Raw genomic sequence first — 21623 nt, 5'->3', positions numbered from 1 at the left:
TCACCTACCCTGGAATCACAGGCGAGCGATTCAGCCACACCTGCAAATGTGAAAAATGCTCGATACAGACCTGCGGTCCGAATGCGCTCAACGCTTGCAGCGACATCGCCCCGTAACCGACAGCGACCGAGTGCATACCTGCATTGTTGGCCATCACCAGATCGAACGACGAGTCACCCACCATCAACGCACGCTCAGGCGCTACCTGGCAATGCGCAAGGATTTCCTCAAGCATCTGCGGATGCGGCTTGCCACGGCTCTCGTCCGCAGCACGGGTGATATCAAAAAAATCCTCCCAGCCATTGGCCCGCAGCACCCGATCCAGCCCGCGGCGCGCCTTGCCGGTGGCCACTGCCAGGCGATAGCCCTGGGCACGAAACGCCTCAAGCGACTCCACCACGCTGTCGAACAACGGCGACGGCTGCTCATCCAGCGCCATGTACACATCAGCATAGTGCTGACGGAACACCGCCACCTGCTCTGCATCCAGATGCGGGTACAGCGTGGCGATGGCCTCGGACAATGCCAGGCCGATTATGCCCTTGACCGCCTCATCGTCGCAGGTGGCATGACCGGCACGCCCGGCTGCCAGGCGCATGGCTTCGACAATGCGCCCGATGGAATCGGCCAGGGTGCCGTCCCAATCGAAAATCAGCAGATCGTAATCACGACGCACTCAAGCGCTCCACGGTTTTAGCCCACATCTCATCCACAGGCGCTTCGAGCTTGAGCTCACCGCCGTCCGGCAGCGGCACGGTCAGGGCATAAGCATGCAGAAACAACCGCTTGCCACCCAGGTCGCGAATCTCACGGGTGAAATCCTCATCGCCGTACTTGCTGTCACCAGCGATGCAGTGCCCGGCATGCAAGGCATGCACGCGAATCTGGTGGGTACGACCAGTGATCGGGCGCGCCTCGACGATGGTGGCGAACTCGCCAAAGCGGCGCAGCACACGGAAGATTGTCAGCGCTTCCTTGCCCTCATCGTTGACTTCGACCATACGCTCGCCGGAACGCAGGTTGCTCTTGAGCAACGGCGCATTGACCTGCTTCTTGGCGGTCGCCCAGTGGCCACGCACCAGCGCCATGTAGCGTTTGTCGACACCATCACCGCGCAAGGCGGCGTGCAGGTGGCGCAGCATGCTGCGCTTTTTGGCGATCATCAGCAGCCCGGAGGTGTCCCGGTCCAGGCGATGGACCAGCTCCAGCTCCTTGGCATCCGGACGCATCTGACGAAAGGCTTCGATCACGCCGAAATTCAGGCCGCTGCCGCCGTGCACAGCAATACCGGCTGGTTTATTCAGCACGATCAAGGCTTTGTCTTCGTAGACAATGGCGGCCTCAAGACGCTGAAGCAAACCCTGGGCCACAGGCACAGGCTCATCGCGCTCCGGCAGACGAACGGGCGGCACGCGCACGATGTCACCGGCCTGCAACTTGTACTCGGGCTTGATCCGCCCCTTGTTCACCCGCACTTCGCCTTTGCGCAAAATCCGGTAAATCAAGGTCTTGGGAACACCCTTGAGTGCAGTGATGAGGAAATTATCGATTCGTTGGCCGGCAAGTTCCGGCGCGACCTCGATCAGCTGGACGCCGGAGGTCGGAGGGGCATTAGTCGTCATTTGCCAATCATAACAATTTTTTATGGATTTGAAGCACTTAATGATTGCTGCTATAGTCGCGAACGCCGCCAAAAGCGGCTGGCCAGCGGAATCACGGCTTCTAGCCGGCCCTGACCGACGCAAATCTCGAGGACGCGAGGCCGTCCGACGGGGCTTTTGCCAGTTTACAGAAATGCCTGGAATCGCCACCAGCGCCGTGCAGAGAAGACCGATAAAAAACTACAAGAGCGGTGTTTTGCCCTCCCCCACGTTTTTTTTCGATGCCCACTCTGTCAGTGCCGTCAATTTCACGCAGTCAGGCGAAGGCTTCGGAAATACCAGCCTTGGACATAAAAGGCGCGGGCTCCCGTATTGGAGCTGGCGATAAATGCAACCCGTTGCGGATTCAGCGCGCGGCAGCACCCGAATTATCAGGGATACGTGTAGGGTGGAGATGCACAACCGTCGGACCGTGTAGTACTGCGTCCAGTCCACAGGCCTTTTGGCCAGGCGACCGGACCCGGTCTTGATCAAGATGCCCCTGGGGCGTCCACGGCCGAAGGCTGATTCCTCCTCCTGACTGAGTGCATTTGACACCACAGCAAGCAGGACGCGTCGTCGCGACTTCGGCAGTACTGGGTTACCAGTCTGGCTCGAATGTCGCTGGACACGGGGGTGGCCCGCCACCCCTTGCGCACCTGACACCGACCGTGAGAAGTCGTGTGTGCCGAACGCCGTTTCCGGCAGCCCGGAAACCGACGGTATTACATGAAAAGAATGCTGATTAACGCGACTCAACCCGAAGAGTTGCGTGTAGCTCTGGTAGACGGCCAACGTCTCTACGACCTGGACATCGAGTCCGGTGCGCGCGAGCAGAAGAAGGCCAACATCTACAAAGGCCGGATCACCCGGATCGAACCCAGCCTCGAAGCCGCCTTCGTCGACTTCGGCTCCGAACGTCACGGCTTTCTGCCGCTGAAGGAAATTTCCCGCGAATACTTCAAGAAGTCCCCGGAAGGCCGGGTGAACATCAAGGAAGTGCTCAGCGAAGGCCAGGAAGTCATCGTCCAGGTCGAGAAAGAAGAGCGTGGCAACAAGGGCGCCGCCCTCACCACCTTCATCAGCCTGGCCGGTCGTTACCTGGTACTGATGCCGAACAACCCGCGTGCCGGTGGCATCTCCCGCCGTATCGAAGGCGAAGAGCGCAACGAACTGCGTGAAGCCCTGAACGGCTTGGTTGCACCTGCCGACATGGGCCTGATCGTACGCACTGCCGGCCTTGGCCGCAGCAGCGAAGAAATGCAGTGGGACCTGGATTACCTGCTGCAACTCTGGACCGCGATCAAAGAAGCCTCCCAGGACCGCGCCGCACCTTTCCTGATCTACCAGGAAAGCAACGTCATCATCCGTGCGATCCGCGACTACCTGCGCCAGGACATCGGCGAAGTGCTGATCGACAGCATCGACGCCCAGGAAGAAGCCCTGACTTTCATCCGCCAGGTGATGCCGCAGTACGCCAGCAAGATCAAGCTGTATGAAGACAGCGTCCCGCTGTTCAACCGCTTCCAGATCGAAAGCCAGATCGAAACCGCCTTCCAGCGCGTGGTCGACCTGCCGTCCGGCGGCTCGATCGTCATCGACCCGACTGAAGCCCTGGTGTCCATCGACATCAACTCGGCGCGCGCCACCAAAGGCAGCGACATCGAGGAAACTGCCCTGCAGACCAACCTGGAAGCGGCTGAGGAAATCGCCCGCCAACTGCGTCTGCGCGACATCGGCGGCCTGATCGTCATCGACTTCATCGACATGACCCCGGCCAAGAACCAGCGCGCCGTCGAAGAAAAGGTGCGCGAGTGCCTGGAAGCCGACCGTGCCCGCGTACAGGTCGGCCGCATTTCGCGCTTCGGCCTGCTGGAAATGTCCCGTCAGCGCCTGCGCCCTTCTCTGGGTGAAAGCAGCGGCATCGTTTGCCCGCGTTGCAGCGGCACCGGCATCATCCGTGACGTCGAGTCCCTGTCGCTGGCTATCCTGCGCCTGATCGAAGAAGAGGCCCTGAAGGACCGCACCGCCGAAGTTCGCGCCCAGGTGCCGATTCCGGTGGCCGCCTTCCTGCTCAACGAAAAGCGCAACTCGATCACCAAGATCGAACTGCGTACCCGGGCCCGTATCGTCATTCTGCCGAACGACCACCTGGAAACCCCACACTTCGAAGTCCAGCGCCTGCGCGACGACAGCCCGGAAGCCCTCAGCGGCCAGTCCAGCTACGAAATCGCTGCCGCCGAGACCGAAGAGGTCCAGCCGACCGCTGCCACCCGCACCCTGGTTCGCCAGGAAGCCGCGGTCAAGACCGCACCGGCTCGCGCCAACGCCCCGGTACCGAGCGCGCCAGAGCAGCCAGCCGCCCCAGTGCACGTCGCCCCTGAGCCAAGCCTGTTCAAAGGCCTGGTGAAGTCGCTGGTCAGCCTGTTCGCCGGCAAGGAAGAACCTGCAGCCGCCCCGGTGGTTGCCGAGAAGCCAGCCGCCGAGCGTTCGCAGCGCAACGAGGAGCGCCGTAACGGTCGTCAGCAAAGCCGCAACCGCAATGGCCGTCGCGATGAAGAGCGCAAGCCACGCGAAGAGCGCGCCCCGCGTGAAGAACGTCAGCCACGCGAAGCCCGCGAAGAGACCCAGGCCCGCGAAGAGCGTGCGCCACGTCAGCCGCGTGAAGAGCGTCAGCCGCGTGCACCACGTGAAGACCGTCGCGCCACCCGCGAAGAGCGTCCGGTGCGCGAACTGCGCGAACCACTGGATGCCGCGACCCCGGCCGTGCGTGAAGAGCGTCCTGAGCGTGCCCCACGCGAAGAACGTGCCCCACGTGAAGAGCGTGCACCGCGTGAAGACCGTCAACCACGTGAAGAACGTGCTCCGCGCGAAGAGCGTGCGCCGCGTGAGGAACGCGCCCCACGTGAAGAGCGTCAGCCACGTCCTCCACGCGAAGAGCGTCAGCCTCGCCCGGCAGCCGAAGCCGCTGCTGAAGTTGCTGAAGAGCAACTGCCGAACGAAGAACTGCTGCAGGACGAGAGCCAGGAAGGTGCGGAAGGCGAACGCCCACGCCGCCGTTCCCGTGGCCAGCGTCGTCGCAGCAACCGCCGCGAGCGTCAGCGCGATGCCAACGGTGATATCGTTGAGGGCTCTGAAGACGGCGCAGAAGATGGCACCGAGCCGTCGACCGCCGAACTGGCTGCTGGCCTGGCCGTTACCGCTGCAGTGGCGACCAGCAACATCAGCGCCGAAGCCGAAGCGCAAGCCAACGTTCAGGCTCAACGCGCTACCGCTGCCGTTGAAGAGGCTGCCCCGGTAGCCGCTCAGGAAGCGACTGAAGTCGTTGTTGCACAGGCCGCTGAAGTAGTCGAAGCACCGACAGCGACCGAAGTAACTGAAGCCACCGTGGTCGAGGCTGTTGCAGTCGAATCCCCTGCGCCTGCAGCTGTCGAAGAAGTGGCAATCGCCCCTGTCGTCGAGCAGCCCGTCGTCGAACCTGCAGCCGTGGTTGAGCCGAGCATCGAGCCGGTTGCCGAAGTGGCACCTCAGCACGTAGCAGAAGCGTCGGTCGAAGCACCCGCTGAAGCCGTGGTGATCGCCGAGCCAGTCGTTGAGGCACCTCGCGAGCCGGAAGCCGTTCAGGCACCTGCCGTTGAAGCCGAAGCCGCCGAAGTGGTCGAGCCTGCACCGGCTGTCGTCGAACAGGCCCCTGTTGCCGAACCGGTTGTAGAGCCAGCGCCGGCTGTCATGCTGCCGAACGGTCGCGCGCCTAACGACCCGCGCGAAGTGCGTCGTCGCAAGCGTGAAGCCGAAGCAGCTGCAGCAGCGGCCGCCGCTGCAGCTACTGCCGCAGTAAGCGCTGAAGCCGTGGAACCGGAAGAAGAGCAAAAGCCGCTCGTCTGACCCACCCGGCAATAAAAAGCCCCGCCAGGCAACTGGCGGGGCTTTTTTATTCGCGCCTCTTCGCGGGTAAACCCGCGAAGTCAGTTGTTTCTACAAACGCCGAGGCAATAAAAAAAGGCTCTTCACGGAATGCCGTGAAGAGCCTTTTTATGCTGCCAGAATCCTCAGTACAGATTCGGCTCCATCTCCAGCCTGACGTCAAAGCGCTCAAGAATGTCAGCCTGGATTTTCTGCGCCAGCTGATGCAACTGCAGGCCACTGGCCTGGCCGTAATTCACCAGCACCAACGACTGCAACCGGTGCACACCGGCATCGCCTTCGCGGTGCCCTTTCCAGCCCGCCTGCTCGATCAGCCAGCCTGCGGCCAATTTCACCTGACCGTCGGCCTGTGGATAAGCCACCAGCCCCGGATACTGCAGACGAATCTTGTCGGCCAGCACAGCAGCGACCACAGGGTTCTTGAAGAAGCTTCCGGCATTACCCAGCTCGACCGGATCCGGCAGTTTCTCGCGGCGAATACTGCAAATCGCATCGCTGACATTCTGCGCCGTCGGCTGACCAATACCCTGCTCGCTCAGACGCTGACGCACCGGTCCGTAGTCCAGATGCGCCTGCATGACGCGGCTCAAGGCAAAACGCACGCGCAGAATCAACCAGCGTCCTGGGTGCTGTTTGAACACACTGTCGCGGTAGGCGAACCGGCACTCGTCGAGGGTGAACTCGCGCACCTCACCGGACTCGCGATCAAGCGCGGTCAACCCGGCAAACACATCCTTGATCTCGACACCGTACGCACCGATGTTCTGCATCGGTGCGGCACCGACGGTACCGGGAATCAGGCTGAGGTTCTCCAGGCCCGCCAGGCCCTGGCCCAGGCTCCACTGAACGAAAGGATGCCAGGGCTCGCCCGCCTCGGCTTCAACAATCACCCGTTGGCCATCATCCGCCAGGATGCGCACACCCCGACTGGCCATGCGCATCACCAGCGCCTGCACATCCGCCGTCAGCAGCAGATTGCTGCCACCGCCTATGACCAGCACCGGTATCTTTTGTTGCTTGGCGTCGGCCAGTGCCTGGCGCACTTCGGTGTCATTGTGCACGTTGGTGAAATACCGCGCCGCGACATCAATACCGAAAGTGTTGTACGGCTTGAGCGATACCTGCTCCTGCCACTGACCGCTCATAGACGACCCTTGAGTTCGATGACCAATTGGCGGCAGGCTGCTTCGATCAGGTCAAGCACCTGCTCGAACCCTTGCTCGCCGCCATAGTAAGGATCCGGCACCTCGTCCAGCGCACCCTGATAACGGCGCAGGAACAGGTCCAGCTCGGCTTTTGCCCCAGGGGGCTGCAAGGCTCGCAGATGGCCAAGGTTGCTCTTGTCCATCGCCAGGATCAGGTCGTACTCGCTGAAGTGGTCCGCCCTGACCTGTTGCGCACGCTGCTGCGACAGGTCATAGCCGCGCAATTGCGCAGCGCGGCGGGTACGGCTGTCTGGCTGCTTGCCGACATGCCAGTCACCAGTACCGGCCGAAGCCACTTCGATCCGCTCAGCCAGGCCTTCGGCCTCAAGCTGATGGCGCAGCACGCCCTCAGCAGTGGGTGACCGGCAGATGTTGCCCAGGCATACAAACAGAACCCGCATCAGGCCTCCAGAATTTGCCGTACACGCTCTAAATCCTGTGGTGTATCGACACCTACGGGCGGCGCCTCGATGGCATCGGCGACATGGATACGCACGCCATGCCAGAGTGCACGCAACTGCTCAAGCGACTCGGTGCGTTCCAGCCAGCACGGCCCCCAGCCCACGAAGTCCTGGAGGAAACCCGCACGGTACGCGTACATGCCGATATGACGACGATAAGGTACGCCCTCAGGCAGCGTGTCCTGGCTGTGGGCAAATGCATCGCGCGCCCAGGGCAGCGGTGCCCGGCTGAAGGTCAGCGCCAGGCCGTTGCAGTCACTGACCACCTTGACTGCATTGGGATTGAATACCGCCGTCACGTCGTTGATCGGCTCGGCCAGGGTTGCGATACCCGCTTCCGGATGCGCAGCCAGATTGGCCGCGACCTGGTCAATGATCACCGGCGGAATCAGCGGCTCGTCGCCCTGCACATTGACCACGATCGCGTCGGCGGCCAGACCGAGCTTGACCGCCACTTCGGCCAGGCGGTCGGTGCCCGAGTCGTGGTCGGCGCGGGTCATCAGCACTTCAGCACCGAAGGCCTCGCAGGCCTGGAAGATACCGGCATCATCGGTGGCAATCACCACACGGCTGGCGCTGCTTTTGCACGCCTGCTCCCAGACATGCTGGATCATCGGCTTGCCGGCGATGGGCAGCAACGGCTTGCCCGGCAGCCGGGTGGACGCCAGGCGCGCCGGGATCACCACGGTAAAGGTCAGGCTCATTTATCCAGGCGCTCTTCATCGGTCAGGGTGCGCGCCTCGCTTTCCAGCATCACTGGAATACCGTCGCGAATCGGATAGGCCAGGCCTGCGCCTTTGCTGATCAGCTCGGTCTTGTCGGCACTGAGTTTGAGCGGGCCTTTGGTGATCGGGCAGGCCAGGATATCGAGCAGTTTGGTGTCCATGGGTATTCCTCAGGCCAGTGGCCGGAAAAAAGAAACGAATCAGGAGTGCCCCGAGCCGGGCAACAAGCGATCGAGCTGGGCATCAAACCAGGCCTGGAAGGCCGGCGAAGGCACAGCATCGACCGCAAGGTACCACCAGTCGTCGGCAGCGAAGGCGCGGCATTTGACCGCGTCCTTTTCAGTCATGATCAATGGCAGCGCAGGGCTGAAGCTCAAGGCTTGGGCGCTGTACTCGGCATGATCGGCAAACGGGTGTGGCACAGGCTGCCAGTTTAGTCCCTGCAGGGTATTGAAGAAACGTTGCGGATTACCGATACCGGCGACCGCGTGCACCGCCTGCCCCGCCGCAAAACGCTCAAGCCCGGCGCGCTCGCCCGTGCGCAGGTTAACCAGCGCCGTGGGCTTGAGGACAAAGCCATAGCCGTCATCACGGTCCGTCATGGCGCCGTTGTAGAGCAGTGCATCCACTGCCTGCAGGCGCTCAACCGGCTCGCGCAGGGGCCCGGCAGGCAAGCAGCGACGGTTGCCGAGGCCGCGGGCGGCATCTATTAACACCAGCTCCAGGTCACGGGCCAGGCGGTAATGCTGCATGCCGTCGTCGCACAGAATCAGGTCCAGCGTTTCAGCGGCCAGTAACGCCTGAACGGCACGGGAGCGGTCGGGGTCAATCACCAGCGGCACATCACTGCGCTGCACGATCAACAGCGGCTCATCGCCGGCCTGGGCGGCGCTCTGGTCAGCACGCACCCGCCACGGCAGTTGCGGCGGCTTGGCGCCATAACCGCGACTGACCACGCCAACACGCAAACCTTGCCGGCGGCAATGCTCGATCATCCACAGGATCATTGGCGTTTTGCCGGTACCGCCGACGGTGATGTTACCGACCACGATCACCGGTACCGGCGCACGGTAGCCGGGTTGCTCGCCACTGATAAAACGCGCGCGCTTGCGCTGCACCACGCGGCGATACAGCGACTCCAGCGGGCGCAGCAGTACCAGGGCCGGATGCCCGGCATACCAGGCGTCGAGCAAACGATCGGCCAGGCCCATCAAGGCGTCCCCTGCGCCGCCTCGACCGTGGTCATGCGCAAGTGGCTGAAACCGAGCTTGCCGGCTGCATCCATGGCAGTCACCACCGCCTGGTGCGGGGTTTTGCCGTCGGCGCTGATCGACAACGGCAGTTTGGTGTCACCGGCAGATTCTTTCTGCAGGGCTTCGATCAGGGTGGCCAGATCACTTTTGGGCAGCAGGTGATTGTTGACCGAGTAAACGCCATCGGCACTGATGGTGATGTCGAGCTGCTTGGCTTCGTTATCGGGCGCCGGCGCGCCACTGACAGACTCCGGCAATTCGACGCGCAATTGGGTTTCGCGGGTGAAGGTGGTGGTCACCACGAAAAACAGCAGCAGAATGAACACCACGTCAATCAGCGACGCCAGGTTGATATCAACGTTTTCCCGTTGCTTGCGTCGGAATTTCACGCCTTGCCCCCGGCCAGGTCGACATCACGGTCGCCTTGGACCACTTCAACCAGTTTGATCGCCTCTTGCTCCATGCCCACCACCAGTTCGTCGATACGACGCTGCAGGAAGCGATGGAAGAATACCGACGGGATACCCACCATCAGGCCCGCAGCGGTAGTGATCAGCGCCTTGGAGATACCCCCGGCGAGCACGGCAGCATTGGTCGTCATGCCGGTGCCCATGAACGCACTGAAAATATCGATCATGCCCAGCACGGTACCGAGCAAACCGAGCAGCGGGGCCATGGCGGCAATGGTGCCCAGCGCATTGATATAGCGCTCCAGCTCATGGATGACGCGGGCGGCGGCCTCTTCAATGCACTCTTTCATGATCTCGCGACCATGGCGGGAGTTGGCCAGGCCTGCCGCGAGAATTTCTCCCAGTGGCGAGTCGGCGCGCAAGGCCTTGAGCTTGTCACTGGTGAGCTGTTTGTCTTTGATCCACATCCACACCTGGCCTAGCAGGTGCGGAGGGGTGACGCGGCTGGCGCGCAAGGTCCAGAGACGCTCGGCGACGATAGCCATGGCGGCGATGGAACTCAGAATGATCGGCAGCATCATCCAACCACCGGACTTGACCAATTCCCACACAGTTAGCATCCCCTAGAAAAAGTCCGCCACTCTACCATATGCCCCTTGGACGCTCATCTGCCGAAGGTCGTCAACTCGGCTCACGCCAGAAACGCCGCTGGCTGCGCAGGCCCTGCGGCTCGCCGAACGTCCCCAGTTGCAGGCGCAAGGCGCCGTGAACGGCACTGTCGAAGGCGACAATGCCATTGGTCCGGTAGCGCTGCATGACCTCGGCATGGGGGTGACCGAAGGCGTTGTGGCGCCCCCGGGAAATCAGCACGCCACGCGGCGCTGTGGCGGCCAGCAGGGCCTGGCTGGATGAGGTGCGGCTGCCATGGTGCGGGGCTTGCAGCCAATCGACGTGGGTCGCCTGCCAGTCGCGGACCCAGGCCCGTTCGCCAGCAGCATCAAGGTCGCCGCTGAGCAGCAGCCGCTCACCGCTCGCCTCGACCAGCAGCACACAGGAGTCCTGGTTACTGTCACGCGCGCCTTGCCATTGCCACAGCGAGAAGTTCACGCCGTCCCACTGCCAACGGTGGCCGCTGTTACAGGCTTGCGCCTGCAAAGCAGCTGGCAGCTTTGCCGCTTCGCCCGCCTGTACCGTGCGCACCGGCATGCCACGAGTAATCGCCAGCGCTCCGCCTGCATGATCGGCGTCGGCGTGGCTCAACAGCATCAGGTCAACCTGGCGAATGCCCAACTTGTACAGGGTCGGCAGCACGACTCGCTCGCCCAGGTCATGGTCGCCCATTGCCGGCCCGGCGTCATACACGAGTGTATGTTCACGAGTACGCAGCACAAACGCCAGCCCCTGCCCGACATCCAGCTGCCACACCTCGACCTGGCCGTGCGGCACCCGCTCTCGCGGCGCAATGACGGCCAGCAACAACAGCGGCCAGCCCAGCACCCGCATTGGCAAGCCCCGCGGCAACAACAGCAACAGCACCCCGACCGACAACAGCCCCCAGAACGCCCAAGGTAGCGGCTGCGGCACCCAGGCTGGCTGCCACATGGCAAGCTGCCCAAGTACGCTAAACAGTCCGTCAAGAAAGCCACCGGCCAGCCAAAGCAACGGCGCTCCGAGCATCGGCAGGGGCAACAGGACAGTTCCCAGCAGCGCCAGCGGCAGCACTGCAAGGCTGATCCAGGGCACCGCAAACAGGTTGGCCAGCGGCGCAGTAAGGCTCACCGGCAATCCCAGCGCCATCAGCACCGGCAACAAGCCCAGGGCAATCAACCACTGCGCCCGCCCCCATGCCTGCCAGGGGCGCCAGGCGCCCAAACGGCCACTGAAGGTGAACAGCAACACCGCCACAGCGGCAAACGACAACCAGAACCCCGGCAACAGGCTGGCCAGCGGCTCCCACAACAACACCGCATTGAGCGCCAGCAAGAATGGCACGCCCGCGCCCAGGTGACGGAAACGCAAACGCCAGAGCAGCACCACCGCAAGCATCACACAGGCGCGCTGCACCGGCACCTGAAAGCCCGCCAGCAGGCCGTAACCCAGCGCCGCCGCAAAGGCACTGCCACAGGCCCAGGGTAGCCAGGGCAACGCGCGTGGCCAGACGCCCAAGCGTGCCAACCCGGCAATCAGCCCATAGACCAGGCCGGCCAGCAGCCCGACATGCTGCCCGGAAATCACCAGCAAGTGCACCGTGCCGGTGGCCTGTAGAGCGTGCCAGCGCTCACGTGCCAGCCCTGCGCCGTCACCCAGCACCAGGGCCAGCAACTCCGCCTCGCGGCCTTGCGCATCGACCTTCAGCAAGCGCTGGCGAACGCCGTCACGCCAGGCGCCCTCAGCCGACGCCAGCCGCTCCCCGGCTTTGATTGAACCGGTCGCTCCGATCCTGCGGGCCAACAACGCGGCCTCACGGTCCGGGCCATGTGGATTGAGTAACCCATGGGGGCGCTTGAGCGTTACAGCCAGCCGCCAACGCTCGCCACTGTATACCTCAGGACCGTTGAACCAGCTCAGCAGTAGGCGCTGTGGCAGTTGTGCGCGACGCGACTGCGCACCATCGAGCTCAAAGCGTACCGAGCGACCGCTGTGCGCAGGCAAACCGATCACCCTGCCCTCCAGCCACAGCGTACGCCCGTCGAGTGCGGGCGCGAGACGATCATCCAGTGCCTGGTGCGCCGACAGGCAAGCCCAACTGACTCCAAGCAAGAACAGACCCGGAAGGCGCGTTCGCCGCCAAGGCAGGCAAATCAGCCCGATCAAGCCGGTAATGATCAGCCATCCGACCGATGGCAAAACCGGAAAAACACTCAGGCACAACAGGCCCAGTGCCAGCGCCAACATCCCTGTGCGCATGGTTTGAAGCTCCAGAAGAAATTCACCTTCTGAGGCTTAGTTCAATACGCGGGGAAACTTGCTCAATAATTGTCACAAAGTCTGTAATGGGAGGCTTTTGGATTCCGTGCATACTTGCCCCCTTCACCCAGTCGAGAGCCTACATGCCGCGTCGTCTCTTCAAACGCTACATGCCCGACCCGACCAGCATCAGGGAACATAAGTCCTTACGCTTTCTCGGCCGGCTTTTGCATGACCCGAACCTCTGGCACCTGAATCGCCACTCGGTTGCACGGGCGATGGCAGTCGGCCTGTTTGCGGCGTTCATTCCGATCCCGATGCAAATGCTGCTGGCCGCGAGCCTGGCGGTGCTGGTGCGCGGCAACATGCCGATTGCCGTCAGCCTGGTGTGGCTGACCAACCCGTTCACCATGCCGCCGGTGTTCTACTGCACCTACCAGATGGGCGCCTGGCTGATGCAGGTACCGCCGCGCACCCTGCCCGAGGAGCTGACCTTCGAGTGGATCACCGGCGAGCTGTCGACGCTCTGGCAACCCTTCCTGCTGGGTTCGGTGGTGTGCGGCGTGCTGCTGGGCGCCCTGGCCTACTGCCTGACCATGCTCTACTGGCGCTGGTGGGTAGGCCGGCAGTGGCGCCGGCGCAAGCAGAAGGTGTCAGGTACGCATTCCACGCCCGCTGACCAGTAGGCGCACGCAACCGAAGTACAGCACCGCTGTGGCCACCAGCATGAAGGTGATGGCGACGCCGATACGGATGTCCGAGACCCCGAGGATGCCGTAGCGGAACGAGTTGACCATGTGCAGCACCGGGTTGGCCAGCGACACGGTCTGCCAGAACGGCGGCAGCAGGTTGATCGAGTAGAAAACGCCGCCCAGGTAGGTCAGCGGCGTCAACACGAAGGTCGGGATGATCGAGATGTCGTCAAAGTTGCGCGCAAACACCGCGTTGATGAAGCCCAGCAACGAGAAAATCGTCGCCGTCAGCAACACCACCAGAATGGTCACGCCCAGGTGATGCACCTGCAGGTGGGTGAAGAACAGCGACAGGATCGTGACGATCACCCCCACTGCCAGCCCGCGCAATACACCACCCAGGGTGTAGCCGATCAGAATGGTATGCGGCGATACCGGCGACACCATCAGTTCCTCGATCGAACGCTGGAACTTGCTGCCGAAGAAACTCGACACCACGTTGCCATAGGAGTTGGTGATCACCGACATCATGATCAGCCCCGGCACGATGTACTCCATGTAGGTGAAGCCGCCCATGTCACCGATCTGCCGACCGATCAGGTTACCGAAGATCACGAAGTACAAGACCATGGTGATCGCCGGCGGCAGCAACGTCTGTGGCCAGATCCGGGTAAAGCGGCGCACTTCGCGGTAAACGATGGTATTGAGGGCGACCAGGTTGGCGCGCAGTTCCGAACTCATACCGCCACCTTCGCCAGGTTTTTCTCCACCAGGGACACAAACAGCTCCTCGAGACGATTGCTCTTGTTGCGCAGGCTTTGCACTTCGATGTTCTGCAGGGCCAACTGGCCGAACAACGCGGTGACGCCGGCTTCCTTGTCGACTTGCACTTCCAGGGTATGCGGGCTGATCAGCTTGCAGGGGTAGCCGAGCAGCGTTGGCGCCTGCGCCAGCTCCCGCTTGAGATCAAGCAGGAAGGTTTCTACATGCAGCGTACTGAGCAGCGCGCGCATGCTGGTGTTCTCGACGATGGTGCCGTGATCGATGATGCCGATGTGGCGGCACAGCTGTTCGGCCTCTTCCAGGTAATGGGTGGTGAGGATGATGGTGATGCCTTGCTCATTCAGTTCGGTGAGAAAGCTCCACATCGAGCGGCGCAGTTCGATATCCACACCCGCCGTCGGCTCATCGAGGATCAGCAGGCGCGGTTCGTGGATCAGCGCCCGGGCGATCATCAGGCGACGCTTCATGCCCCCCGACAGCGAACGCGACGGCACATCGCGCTTGTCCCACAAACCCAACTGAGTAAGGTACTTCTCGGCGCGCTCCTTGGCCACCTTGGCCGGGATGCCGTAATAGCCGGCCTGGGTCACGACGATGTCGAAGGTCTTTTCGAACTGGTTGAAGTTGAACTCCTGCGGCACCACGCCAATGCTGCGCTTGAGCGCGGCCGGCTGACGATCGAGGTCGTTGCCGAAAATGCTCACCGTGCCACTGGTCTTGTTGACCAGGGTCGAGAGGATGCCGATGGTGGTGGACTTGCCGGCGCCATTGGGGCCGAGCAAGGCGAAGAAGTCACCTTCGGCGACATCCAGGTCGATACCCTTGAGGGCCTGGAAACCGTTGCCGTAGGTTTTGGTTAGCTGCCTTATGGACAGAGCAGAACTCATAGCGGGTCATGCACCAGAATGGGAGGTCAGGACGCGGCCGGACAGGCCAGCCGCAGCGAATATGACCATGGTGCTTGCCCAGGCCATACAAGTACAGTCATGTGTATCGATAATAACTATCAGGTTGAGCGAAAAACTCAGGTCAGCGCGGTCATGACCGCCACCTGATACGCCTCACGCTCCTGCAGACGCTCGTACCAGGCGCGCAAATGACGCATTTCCGGACGTTCGATCGGCATCTCGAACCAGGCATAGGCAAAGCAGCCCAGGGGAATATCGCCCATGCCCAGGTGCTTGCCGGAAAGGTACGGGCGTGTTGCCAGCGCCTGGTCGGCAATCGACAGCAGCTGCGCACAGGTTTTGTGTGCGGCATTGATTGCCACCCAGTCCTGCTGTTCAGGCGACGTGCGCAGCAGCCCCCAGAACAACGGACGAAACGGCGCAGCGAAGGACGAGGTTGCCCAATCCATCCACTTGTCCGCTTCGGCACGCTTGCGCGGGTCGCTCAGGTACCAGTGCGAATCCTTGCCGTACTGCGCACACAGGTAGCGCACGATGGCATTGGACTCCCAGAGCACCAGGCCGTCGTCTTCGATCATCGGCACCAGGCCGTTGGGGTTCAGCGCCCGGTACTCAGGCTCGTTGACCAGGCCGAAGGCGCCACCGGCATCGATCGACTCATACTCGAGCCCCAGTTCCTGCGCGCACCACAACGCTTTTCTGACATTGGTCGAATTCTTCCGGCCCCAGATCTTGAGCATGACGTCGTCCTGATGAATGTTTGGGCGCCCAGTCTACTCCAGGCCACCGCGCTGACAATCGCTTGCACCTCAAGACGAACTCCCCGCCGCACAGCCTGTCACTGTTCAGACAGGCCGATCATTGCAGGCCGACTAAGCTCTATGGTTTGCACTACGCCCCGCTGTTTCACGGAGGAATGATTATGTTGCTGTTGTGGTTAGTGGTTCTGGTGATCGGTACGGCCTACCTGGCCCACCGACGCATCGCCGCCCTGCCGATGCTGGGCATCATTGCGGTGTATGTCCTGCTGATGGGCATTTTCAGTCGCGCCCCCGGCTGGTTGCTGACAATCTTCTGGCTGGTGCTGGCCGCCAAGGCTGCGCTGTTGCTGCTGCCGGAACTGCGGCGCAGGATCTTCAGCGGCCCGCTGTTCGGCTGGTTCAAACGCACCTTGCCGCCCATGTCGCAAACCGAACGCGAAGCGATCGATGCCGGCACCGTGTGGTGGGACGGCGAACTGTTCAGTGGCCGCCCTGACTGGAACACCCTGCTGGATTACGCCAAGCCCGAACTGACCGCGGAAGAACAGGCCTTCATCGACGGCCCCACCGAAGTGCTCTGCGCCATGGTCAGCGACTGGCAGATTGGCCAGGACATGGACCTGCCACCCGCCGCCTGGGCGCACATCAAGGCCGAAGGTTTCTTTGCCTTGATCATTCCCAAGGAATATGGCGGCAAAGGCTTCTCGGCCTATGCCCACTCACAGGTCGCCATGAAGCTCGCAACCCGCAGCGGCGACCTCGCCTCCACGGTGATGGTGCCCAACTCCCTCGGCCCTGCGGAACTGCTGCTGCATTACGGCACGGACGAACAGCGCAACCATTACCTGCCACGCCTGGCGCGTGGCGACGAGATCCCCTGTTTTGCCCTCACCGGCCCGCTGGCCGGCTCCGATGCTGGCGCCATGCCCGATACCGGGGTGATCTGCAAAGGCCAGTGGCAGGGTGAAGAAGTGCTCGGTCTGCGCCTGAACTGGGAAAAACGCTACATCACTCTCGGCCCGGTCGCGACCCTGCTGGGCCTGGCGTTCAAGGCCTACGACCCGGAGCACTTGCTGGGCGAGGAAGAAGAACTGGGCATCAGCCTGGCCCTGATCCCCACCGATACCCCGGGTGTGGAAATCGGCAAGCGCCACCTGCCCCTGGGCGCTGCGTTCATGAACGGCCCCAATAGCGGCAAAGACGTGTTCGTCCCGCTGGAGTTCCTCATCGGCGGCAAGGACATGCTCGGCAAGGGCTGGATGATGCTGATGAACTGCCTGTCGGTAGGCCGCTCGATCTCCCTGCCCGCCGTCGGCACCGGCGCGGCCAAGTACACCAGCCTGGTCACCGGGCAGTACGCGCGCATCCGCGAACAGTTCAATGTGCCGCTCGCGGCTTTCGAAGGCATCCAGGAGGCGCTCGCACGCATCGGCGGCAACGCCTGGTTGATGGACAGCGCCCGCCTGCTCACCGCCAAGGCGGTGGACCTGGGCGAGAAGCCCTCGGTGTTGTCGGCAATCCTCAAGTACCACCTCACCGAGCGCGGTCGCGAATGCATTCAGCACGCCATGGACGTACACGGCGGCAAGGGCATCATCATGGGCCCCAACAACTACCTGGCACGCAGCTGGCAGGGGGCGCCGATATTCATCACCGTCGAGGGTGCCAATATCCTTTCGCGTAACCTGATGATCTTCGGCCAGGGTGCGATCCGCTGCCATCCGTTCGTACTCAAGGAGATGGCCCTGGCCGCGCGGGAGGATCAGCAGCAGGCGCTCCATGAATTCGACGACCTGTTGATGAAGCACATCATGTTCGCCGTCGGCAATGCCGCCAGCACCTTCGTACTGGGGTTGGGCCTGGGCCACTTCGAGCGCGTGCCGGGCGATGCCCTCAGCCAGGGTTACTTCCGTGCCCTCAACCGCCAGGCCGCCGCCTTTGCGCTGCTGGCGGACCTGTCGATGATGCTGCTCGGCGGCGCCCTCAAGCGCCGCGAGCGTCTGAGCGCACGCCTGGGCGACGTGCTCAGCTACCTGTACCTCTCCAGCGCCGCGCTCAAGCGCTACCACGACCTTGGTTCGCCGCCGCACATGCAACCGTTGCTGCGTTGGGCCATGGAAGAAAGCCTGGGCAAGGCTGAACAGGCGCTGGATCGTTTGCTCGACAACTTCCCCAACCGCTTCGTCGGCTGCGCCTTGCGGGTGCTGGTGTTCCCCTTCGGTCGCCGCCACACCGGGCCCAGCGACGCACTGGATGCCGAAGTGGCCGCACTGATTGGCCGCAGCAAGGGCGACCCGGCGCTGGAGGAACTGCTGGCTGGCTGCTTCCGGCCGCAGGTCGATGGCGACCCGGTGGCTGCACTGCAACAGGCCAGCGATCTGCTGGATGAGACCGTGCCGCTGCACAAGTCACTGCAACAGGCGATCAAGGAAGGCAAAGTGCGAGCGGCACCAGGGCAGTCGCTGATCGATGCGGCTGTCGAGGCTGGCGTGCTGGAGCCAGGCGAAGGACAGCGGCTGCAACTCGCCGAGCAAGCGCGGCGCACGGTGATCGATGTGGATGCCTTCGACAAGGCGCAGTTGCTGCCCGAGCCAGGCAAAGTGCGCTAATCGCGCAGGCGCTGACGAAGCCTGCGATCGAGCGCGCAGCGGTCGCAGGCCACCGAGGTCCAGATTCACCCACACGGTCCCAACCGGCGTATACTCCGCCCCTTTTCATGCACCACCGAGGACCCCGCCATGGCCAATCCCCATCTGGAATATCACCTGCAACTGCTCCAGCACCTGCGCACCATCCTGGTGGCCCTGGGCGAAGCGGAACAAGTGCCGGAAGAAAGCCACAGCCTGTTCCTCGAACGCTTCGACGAACTGCTTACCCTGCTGCCACAGGATCCCCTGGAAAGCCAGTACCTGGGCCAGGACCTGATCTGTCAGGTGATCCAGCGCTACCCGCAAATCGCCCACCTGGTACCGCGCGACCTGCTGTGGTTCTTCGGCGGCGACTGCCTGCACTTCATGCCGGACGACGAGCTGGACCTGTACCAGCAGCTTGAAGAACGCCGCTTTGAAGCCGAACAGAACGACGAACCGTTCGACTGGCACCAGGAAAAGCAACTGCTCAGCCTGACCGATCGCGAACAAAAGCATTAAATAGCCCGCCAGGTTCCTGTGCCTCAGCAGTTGAGCATTTTTACCGCTTGCTCGACCCTCATCTGTGGCACAGGCAAGGTGATGACTGCCCAATAGAGGAAGCGCGGATCTACTCCCTGACGAGCAGAAACTCAGCAAAGTCCTTGAAGGTTCTATCCAGCTTCACCGCCACAGGAAAAAGCGCATTAAGCGCATAGATCACTCGAAACTCACAGTCACAATATACATATTTCCAGCCAATACCACTGGCTACCCGGCTAAGTCATAAGAGAAACACCCCTGCCTTATAAACATCCACCACAACCCGGCAAACTCGAAGCAATATCTGTCCAACTAAATAACAGAACAAATTTGATACAAATATTCATGTTTCTACCATCTGTCAATCCACTTTCTGCAGTCAACTAATCCTACATCCAGCCCTTGGCAAACACTCTAGTCTGATCGCCGTTCCCCGCCTACTCCACATCGCACTCCGGGAGTTCTCTGGGTCTACCCCACAGAAACGCGAACACATAAAGGAAGTGTTAATGAAGAAGACTTTACTCATGCTTGCCCTTGGAATGGCCAGCAGCAGCGTATTTGCAGCGAGTTCAATAGGAGATGTAAATTTTCGAGGTACCATCAGTGGTGGGGGCACCTGCCCGATCGAAGTAATCGAACGACCTGGCGGCCCTGAAGTTGGCAGTATTTCTCTGGGTAGCTACACCGCGGGGTACTTCAAATCGATCGGCACCAAAACACCTGCAGTTAATTTCATGCTACGCATAACACCGGGTGACAACTGCGAAATCCAGGATGGTGACACAGCCTCGGTTACCTATTCGTCGTTGGATGGTGTTGTCGGCAATGACCTATACAGCTTCCGCAAAAACGGCGCCGGTGGCCTGGGCCTGGCAATCACAGACCGGAACCACACCAAGGTCGTGCCCGAAGAAGAATCCATAGAATACGAACTGCACACTGATCGCCCAACTGAAATGAGGTTCTACGCCTCGTATGAGTCGTACTCAGAAACCGTTACCGAAGGCGTGGCCGAGGCACAAATCAGCTTCGTGGTGCATCTGCTTTGATACGTACTCCAGGTGCATGCACCTGGAGTCGCTTCCCTTTCTGCCCGGTCAAATTTCATGCTGCCTTCATTCCGCTCCCTGACGACCTTCTGCAGCTGCCTGGCGCTGCTCACGGCCAGCCTGCCCAACGCCTATGCAGCGCTCACCATCAGCCACACTCGGGTGGTGCACGAGAGTGCCAAACGCAGCTCCTCGGTAATTGTCGCCAACCCTTCCTCCAGGCCTTATGCGGCGCAGGCCTGGGTCAACACAGAAGCCGACGATGCGACCACTGCCGTGCCACTGATTACCTCGCCCAACCTGTTCCGGCTCGACCCCGGGAATGAGCAAACGGTGCAGATCAATGCCCTGCCCAACGACCTCCCCCAGGACCGTGAATCGCTGTTCTATTTCAACCTGCAAGAAATTCCACAAACGGCAGCCGATGCCGGGCAAAACGTGCTGAACGTCGCCCTGCGTACCCGCATCAAGCTGTTCTACCGACCCAGCCAACTCAAAGGCCGCCCGCAGGATCGACTCAAAGACCTGGCCTGGTCGATACAACAGATCGAAGGCAAAACACACCTGGTCGTCGACAACCCTTCGCCTTACCACTTCACCTTCAATCGCCTGATCATCAGCGGTGCCGGCGTCAGTGAAACCATCAACGCCAAAGGCATGGCCCTGCCGCTGGGCAGACAGGCATATGCATTGCAGAACGTACCCGTCACCAACGGCCTGCAGGTCACCTTCACCACGATCAACGATTACAGTGGTACCACCGCAGAGATCTCCAGCCCGGTTGCACAGCCGTAATCCAATTCGGGCGATAGCTGTAGGCTGAGGGAGGGAAACCTGATCCGGTTCCCTCCCGACGCGCCTCTTCGTCCAGCACCAGGTTTCCATCGACGTGGCACTTCAGTTCGACTGGCAGGCACCCCCTACTAAATTAACTGCAAGTTTATGCTGCGAAACTTCGTAAAATGCAGCCCCAGGTAGCAGAATTGTCGAAGCAATTCCTGTGCGCCAACCACGGTGTAGGAGAAGAACGCCCATCCGCCTGCGGCGTCGCAGACTTTCTGGTTTTCGATTTTTATTACAAGTCCGTTTTCCAGATATTCCTCGAGAACTGGCAACCGCGCTTTGATATCGTCGAACACTTCACCGGTCGGACCGGCGCCTACCCAGCGTGGCGCAACAAGATCCCCGACTTGCATACCGGCATATTTAATAATGGCGAGCAGCGGTCCATCTCCTAGTTGATCAATATCCACTTCATTGAATTCATTCAGATCCGGAATACGAGGCTTCTCGAACCCTGACGTACGCAATACACTCATATTAACAACCTCTGATTAATTATGACGGCAGGACAATAACCATTACGTACTATTGCGCTATTACCTGTCCCGCCAGCGATTTACTTGAGCAACCTTATATGCCTGCATACGCAATGCAGACAACGGGTGAACCTGCTAGGCACGCCAGAGGCATACGGCAAAAACGTTCAAACTTGATTTGCCCCGTACTGAAAACAAGTTCGAAAAACCGCGAAAATTCAATTTATCGATATACCTTCCGTCTCAGTAATCACCTTGTCATCCAGAAAAGGAAATCATGACTGACGGATTAAACTAATTTTTACTTCAGCACTATCAGCGAAGGTGAACAAAAGCGCTTTCGCATCGTTCACAAGTCGGGCCTCGACGAGATCCTCGAACACTACTCAAACACCCCGTAGCCCCCTCCCCCC

General features: G+C 61.3%; 20 protein-coding genes. 6 read left to right on the top strand and 14 right to left on the bottom strand.

Annotated features, from left to right (window positions below):
* Positions 1-4: 4 nt before the first annotated feature.
* A complete protein-coding gene (locus DM813_RS24570) occupies positions 5-676 on the bottom strand; it encodes an HAD family hydrolase (protein ID WP_128326009.1) in 672 nt (223 codons plus the stop codon).
* Positions 666-1622 carry a 23S rRNA pseudouridine(955/2504/2580) synthase RluC gene (rluC, locus tag DM813_RS24565; protein ID WP_128326008.1) on the bottom strand — a complete coding sequence of 319 codons (957 nt, stop codon included), beginning with the start codon at positions 1620-1622 and terminating at the stop codon, positions 666-668. The genes DM813_RS24570 and rluC overlap by 11 nt, the downstream gene beginning before the upstream one ends.
* A 747-nt stretch (positions 1623-2369) precedes the next feature.
* On the opposite strand from rluC, the gene rne reads away from it, so the two are divergent.
* On the top strand, positions 2370-5525 hold the full coding sequence (gene rne / locus DM813_RS24555; protein WP_128326007.1) for a ribonuclease E: 3156 nt from the start codon (positions 2370-2372) through the stop codon (positions 5523-5525).
* Positions 5526-5689: 164 nt separating this feature from the next.
* Here rne and murB read toward each other — a convergent pair whose 3' ends face one another.
* The 8 genes from murB to DM813_RS24515 form a co-directional block, all read right to left on the bottom strand.
* A complete protein-coding gene (gene murB / locus DM813_RS24550; RefSeq protein ID WP_128326006.1) occupies positions 5690-6709 on the bottom strand; it encodes a UDP-N-acetylmuramate dehydrogenase in 1020 nt (339 codons plus the stop codon).
* Positions 6706-7170 (bottom strand): low molecular weight protein-tyrosine-phosphatase, encoded by a 465-nt coding sequence (locus DM813_RS24545; protein ID WP_128326005.1) that lies wholly within the window; start codon positions 7168-7170, stop codon positions 6706-6708. The genes murB and DM813_RS24545 overlap by 4 nt, the downstream gene beginning before the upstream one ends.
* A complete protein-coding gene (gene kdsB, locus DM813_RS24540; protein ID WP_128326004.1) occupies positions 7170-7934 on the bottom strand; it encodes a 3-deoxy-manno-octulosonate cytidylyltransferase in 765 nt (254 codons plus the stop codon). The genes DM813_RS24545 and kdsB overlap by 1 nt, the downstream gene beginning before the upstream one ends.
* Entirely contained in the window at positions 7931-8116 is a 186-nt protein-coding gene (locus DM813_RS24535) for a Trm112 family protein (RefSeq protein ID WP_011532874.1), read from the bottom strand. Before DM813_RS24535 ends, kdsB begins: the two co-directional genes overlap by 4 nt.
* A gap of 39 nt (positions 8117-8155) precedes the next feature.
* Positions 8156-9166: a tetraacyldisaccharide 4'-kinase gene (gene lpxK, locus DM813_RS24530; RefSeq protein WP_128326003.1), complete on the bottom strand. Its 1011-nt coding sequence runs from the start codon at positions 9164-9166 to the stop codon at positions 8156-8158.
* A complete protein-coding gene (locus tag DM813_RS24525; RefSeq protein WP_128326002.1) occupies positions 9166-9597 on the bottom strand; it encodes an ExbD/TolR family protein in 432 nt (143 codons plus the stop codon). Before DM813_RS24525 ends, lpxK begins: the two co-directional genes overlap by 1 nt.
* Positions 9594-10229 carry a MotA/TolQ/ExbB proton channel family protein gene (locus DM813_RS24520; RefSeq protein ID WP_128326001.1) on the bottom strand — a complete coding sequence of 212 codons (636 nt, stop codon included), beginning with the start codon at positions 10227-10229 and terminating at the stop codon, positions 9594-9596. The genes DM813_RS24525 and DM813_RS24520 overlap by 4 nt, the downstream gene beginning before the upstream one ends.
* Before the next feature lie 70 nt (positions 10230-10299).
* Positions 10300-12525, bottom strand: coding sequence for a DNA internalization-related competence protein ComEC/Rec2 (locus DM813_RS24515; RefSeq protein WP_128326000.1), 2226 nt, complete (start codon positions 12523-12525; stop codon positions 10300-10302).
* Positions 12526-12668: 143 nt separating this feature from the next.
* Between DM813_RS24515 and DM813_RS24510 the strand changes: the two genes are divergently transcribed.
* Entirely contained in the window at positions 12669-13211 is a 543-nt protein-coding gene (locus tag DM813_RS24510) for a DUF2062 domain-containing protein (RefSeq protein WP_128325999.1), read from the top strand.
* Here DM813_RS24510 and DM813_RS24505 read toward each other — a convergent pair.
* The 3 genes from DM813_RS24505 to DM813_RS24495 form a co-directional block, all read right to left on the bottom strand.
* Complete coding sequence (locus DM813_RS24505; protein ID WP_128325998.1) at positions 13179-13958, bottom strand: ABC transporter permease; 780 nt, start codon at positions 13956-13958, stop codon at positions 13179-13181. The two genes, DM813_RS24510 and DM813_RS24505, sit on opposite strands and share 33 nt — an antisense overlap.
* Positions 13955-14887, bottom strand: coding sequence for an ABC transporter ATP-binding protein (locus DM813_RS24500; protein ID WP_128325997.1), 933 nt, complete (start codon positions 14885-14887; stop codon positions 13955-13957). Before DM813_RS24500 ends, DM813_RS24505 begins: the two co-directional genes overlap by 4 nt.
* Positions 14888-15024: 137 nt before the next feature.
* Entirely contained in the window at positions 15025-15648 is a 624-nt protein-coding gene (locus tag DM813_RS24495) for a glutathione S-transferase family protein (protein ID WP_128325996.1), read from the bottom strand.
* Between the two features lie 182 nt (positions 15649-15830).
* On the opposite strand from DM813_RS24495, the gene DM813_RS24490 reads away from it, so the two are divergent.
* The 4 genes from DM813_RS24490 (at position 15831) to DM813_RS24475 (ending at position 20686) form a co-directional block, all read left to right on the top strand.
* Positions 15831-18278: an acyl-CoA dehydrogenase gene (locus DM813_RS24490; RefSeq protein ID WP_128325995.1), complete on the top strand. Its 2448-nt coding sequence runs from the start codon at positions 15831-15833 to the stop codon at positions 18276-18278.
* A 129-nt stretch (positions 18279-18407) separates the two neighbouring features.
* Positions 18408-18818: a PA2817 family protein gene (locus DM813_RS24485; protein WP_128325994.1), complete on the top strand. Its 411-nt coding sequence runs from the start codon at positions 18408-18410 to the stop codon at positions 18816-18818.
* 530 nt (positions 18819-19348) lie between these two features.
* On the top strand, positions 19349-19891 hold the full coding sequence (locus DM813_RS24480) for a fimbrial protein (protein WP_128325993.1): 543 nt from the start codon (positions 19349-19351) through the stop codon (positions 19889-19891).
* Between the two features lie 57 nt (positions 19892-19948).
* Positions 19949-20686, top strand: a complete 738-nt coding sequence (locus DM813_RS24475) for a fimbrial biogenesis chaperone (RefSeq protein ID WP_128325992.1) — start codon at positions 19949-19951, stop codon at positions 20684-20686.
* A gap of 128 nt (positions 20687-20814) precedes the next feature.
* Here the strand turns inward: DM813_RS24475 and DM813_RS24470 are convergent, their stop codons facing one another.
* The gene (locus DM813_RS24470; protein WP_128325991.1) at positions 20815-21210 is read right to left on the bottom strand and encodes a hypothetical protein; all 396 of its coding nucleotides are present in this window, start codon (positions 21208-21210) and stop codon (positions 20815-20817) included.
* Between the last annotated feature and the right edge of the window lie 413 nt (positions 21211-21623).

The sequence above is a fragment of the Pseudomonas alkylphenolica genome (assembly GCF_004025535.1).
GTDB classification, from domain to species: domain Bacteria; phylum Pseudomonadota; class Gammaproteobacteria; order Pseudomonadales; family Pseudomonadaceae; genus Aquipseudomonas; species Aquipseudomonas alkylphenolica_A.
The sequence above is the reverse complement of the archived record's forward strand: the minus strand, read 5'-3'. Positions and strand labels throughout refer to the sequence as shown.

Coding starts and splice junctions, on each gene's coding strand:
- DM813_RS24480 (WP_128325993.1), top strand. CDS start 19,349: ATGAAGAAGACTTTACTCATGCTTGCCCTTGGAATGGCCAGCAGCAGC.
- DM813_RS24485 (WP_128325994.1), top strand. CDS start 18,408: ATGGCCAATCCCCATCTGGAATATCACCTGCAACTGCTCCAGCACCTG.
- DM813_RS24515 (WP_128326000.1), bottom strand. CDS start 12,525: ATGCGCACAGGGATGTTGGCGCTGGCACTGGGCCTGTTGTGCCTGAGT.
- DM813_RS24505 (WP_128325998.1), bottom strand. CDS start 13,958: ATGAGTTCGGAACTGCGCGCCAACCTGGTCGCCCTCAATACCATCGTT.
- lpxK (WP_128326003.1), bottom strand. CDS start 9,166: ATGGGCCTGGCCGATCGTTTGCTCGACGCCTGGTATGCCGGGCATCCG.
- kdsB (WP_128326004.1), bottom strand. CDS start 7,934: ATGAGCCTGACCTTTACCGTGGTGATCCCGGCGCGCCTGGCGTCCACC.
- DM813_RS24495 (WP_128325996.1), bottom strand. CDS start 15,648: ATGCTCAAGATCTGGGGCCGGAAGAATTCGACCAATGTCAGAAAAGCG.
- DM813_RS24545 (WP_128326005.1), bottom strand. CDS start 7,170: ATGCGGGTTCTGTTTGTATGCCTGGGCAACATCTGCCGGTCACCCACT.
- rluC (WP_128326008.1), bottom strand. CDS start 1,622: ATGACGACTAATGCCCCTCCGACCTCCGGCGTCCAGCTGATCGAGGTC.
- rne (WP_128326007.1), top strand. CDS start 2,370: ATGAAAAGAATGCTGATTAACGCGACTCAACCCGAAGAGTTGCGTGTA.
- DM813_RS24490 (WP_128325995.1), top strand. CDS start 15,831: ATGTTGCTGTTGTGGTTAGTGGTTCTGGTGATCGGTACGGCCTACCTG.
- DM813_RS24535 (WP_011532874.1), bottom strand. CDS start 8,116: ATGGACACCAAACTGCTCGATATCCTGGCCTGCCCGATCACCAAAGGC.
- DM813_RS24510 (WP_128325999.1), top strand. CDS start 12,669: ATGCCGCGTCGTCTCTTCAAACGCTACATGCCCGACCCGACCAGCATC.
- DM813_RS24470 (WP_128325991.1), bottom strand. CDS start 21,210: ATGAGTGTATTGCGTACGTCAGGGTTCGAGAAGCCTCGTATTCCGGAT.
- DM813_RS24475 (WP_128325992.1), top strand. CDS start 19,949: ATGCTGCCTTCATTCCGCTCCCTGACGACCTTCTGCAGCTGCCTGGCG.
- murB (WP_128326006.1), bottom strand. CDS start 6,709: ATGAGCGGTCAGTGGCAGGAGCAGGTATCGCTCAAGCCGTACAACACT.
- DM813_RS24500 (WP_128325997.1), bottom strand. CDS start 14,887: ATGAGTTCTGCTCTGTCCATAAGGCAGCTAACCAAAACCTACGGCAAC.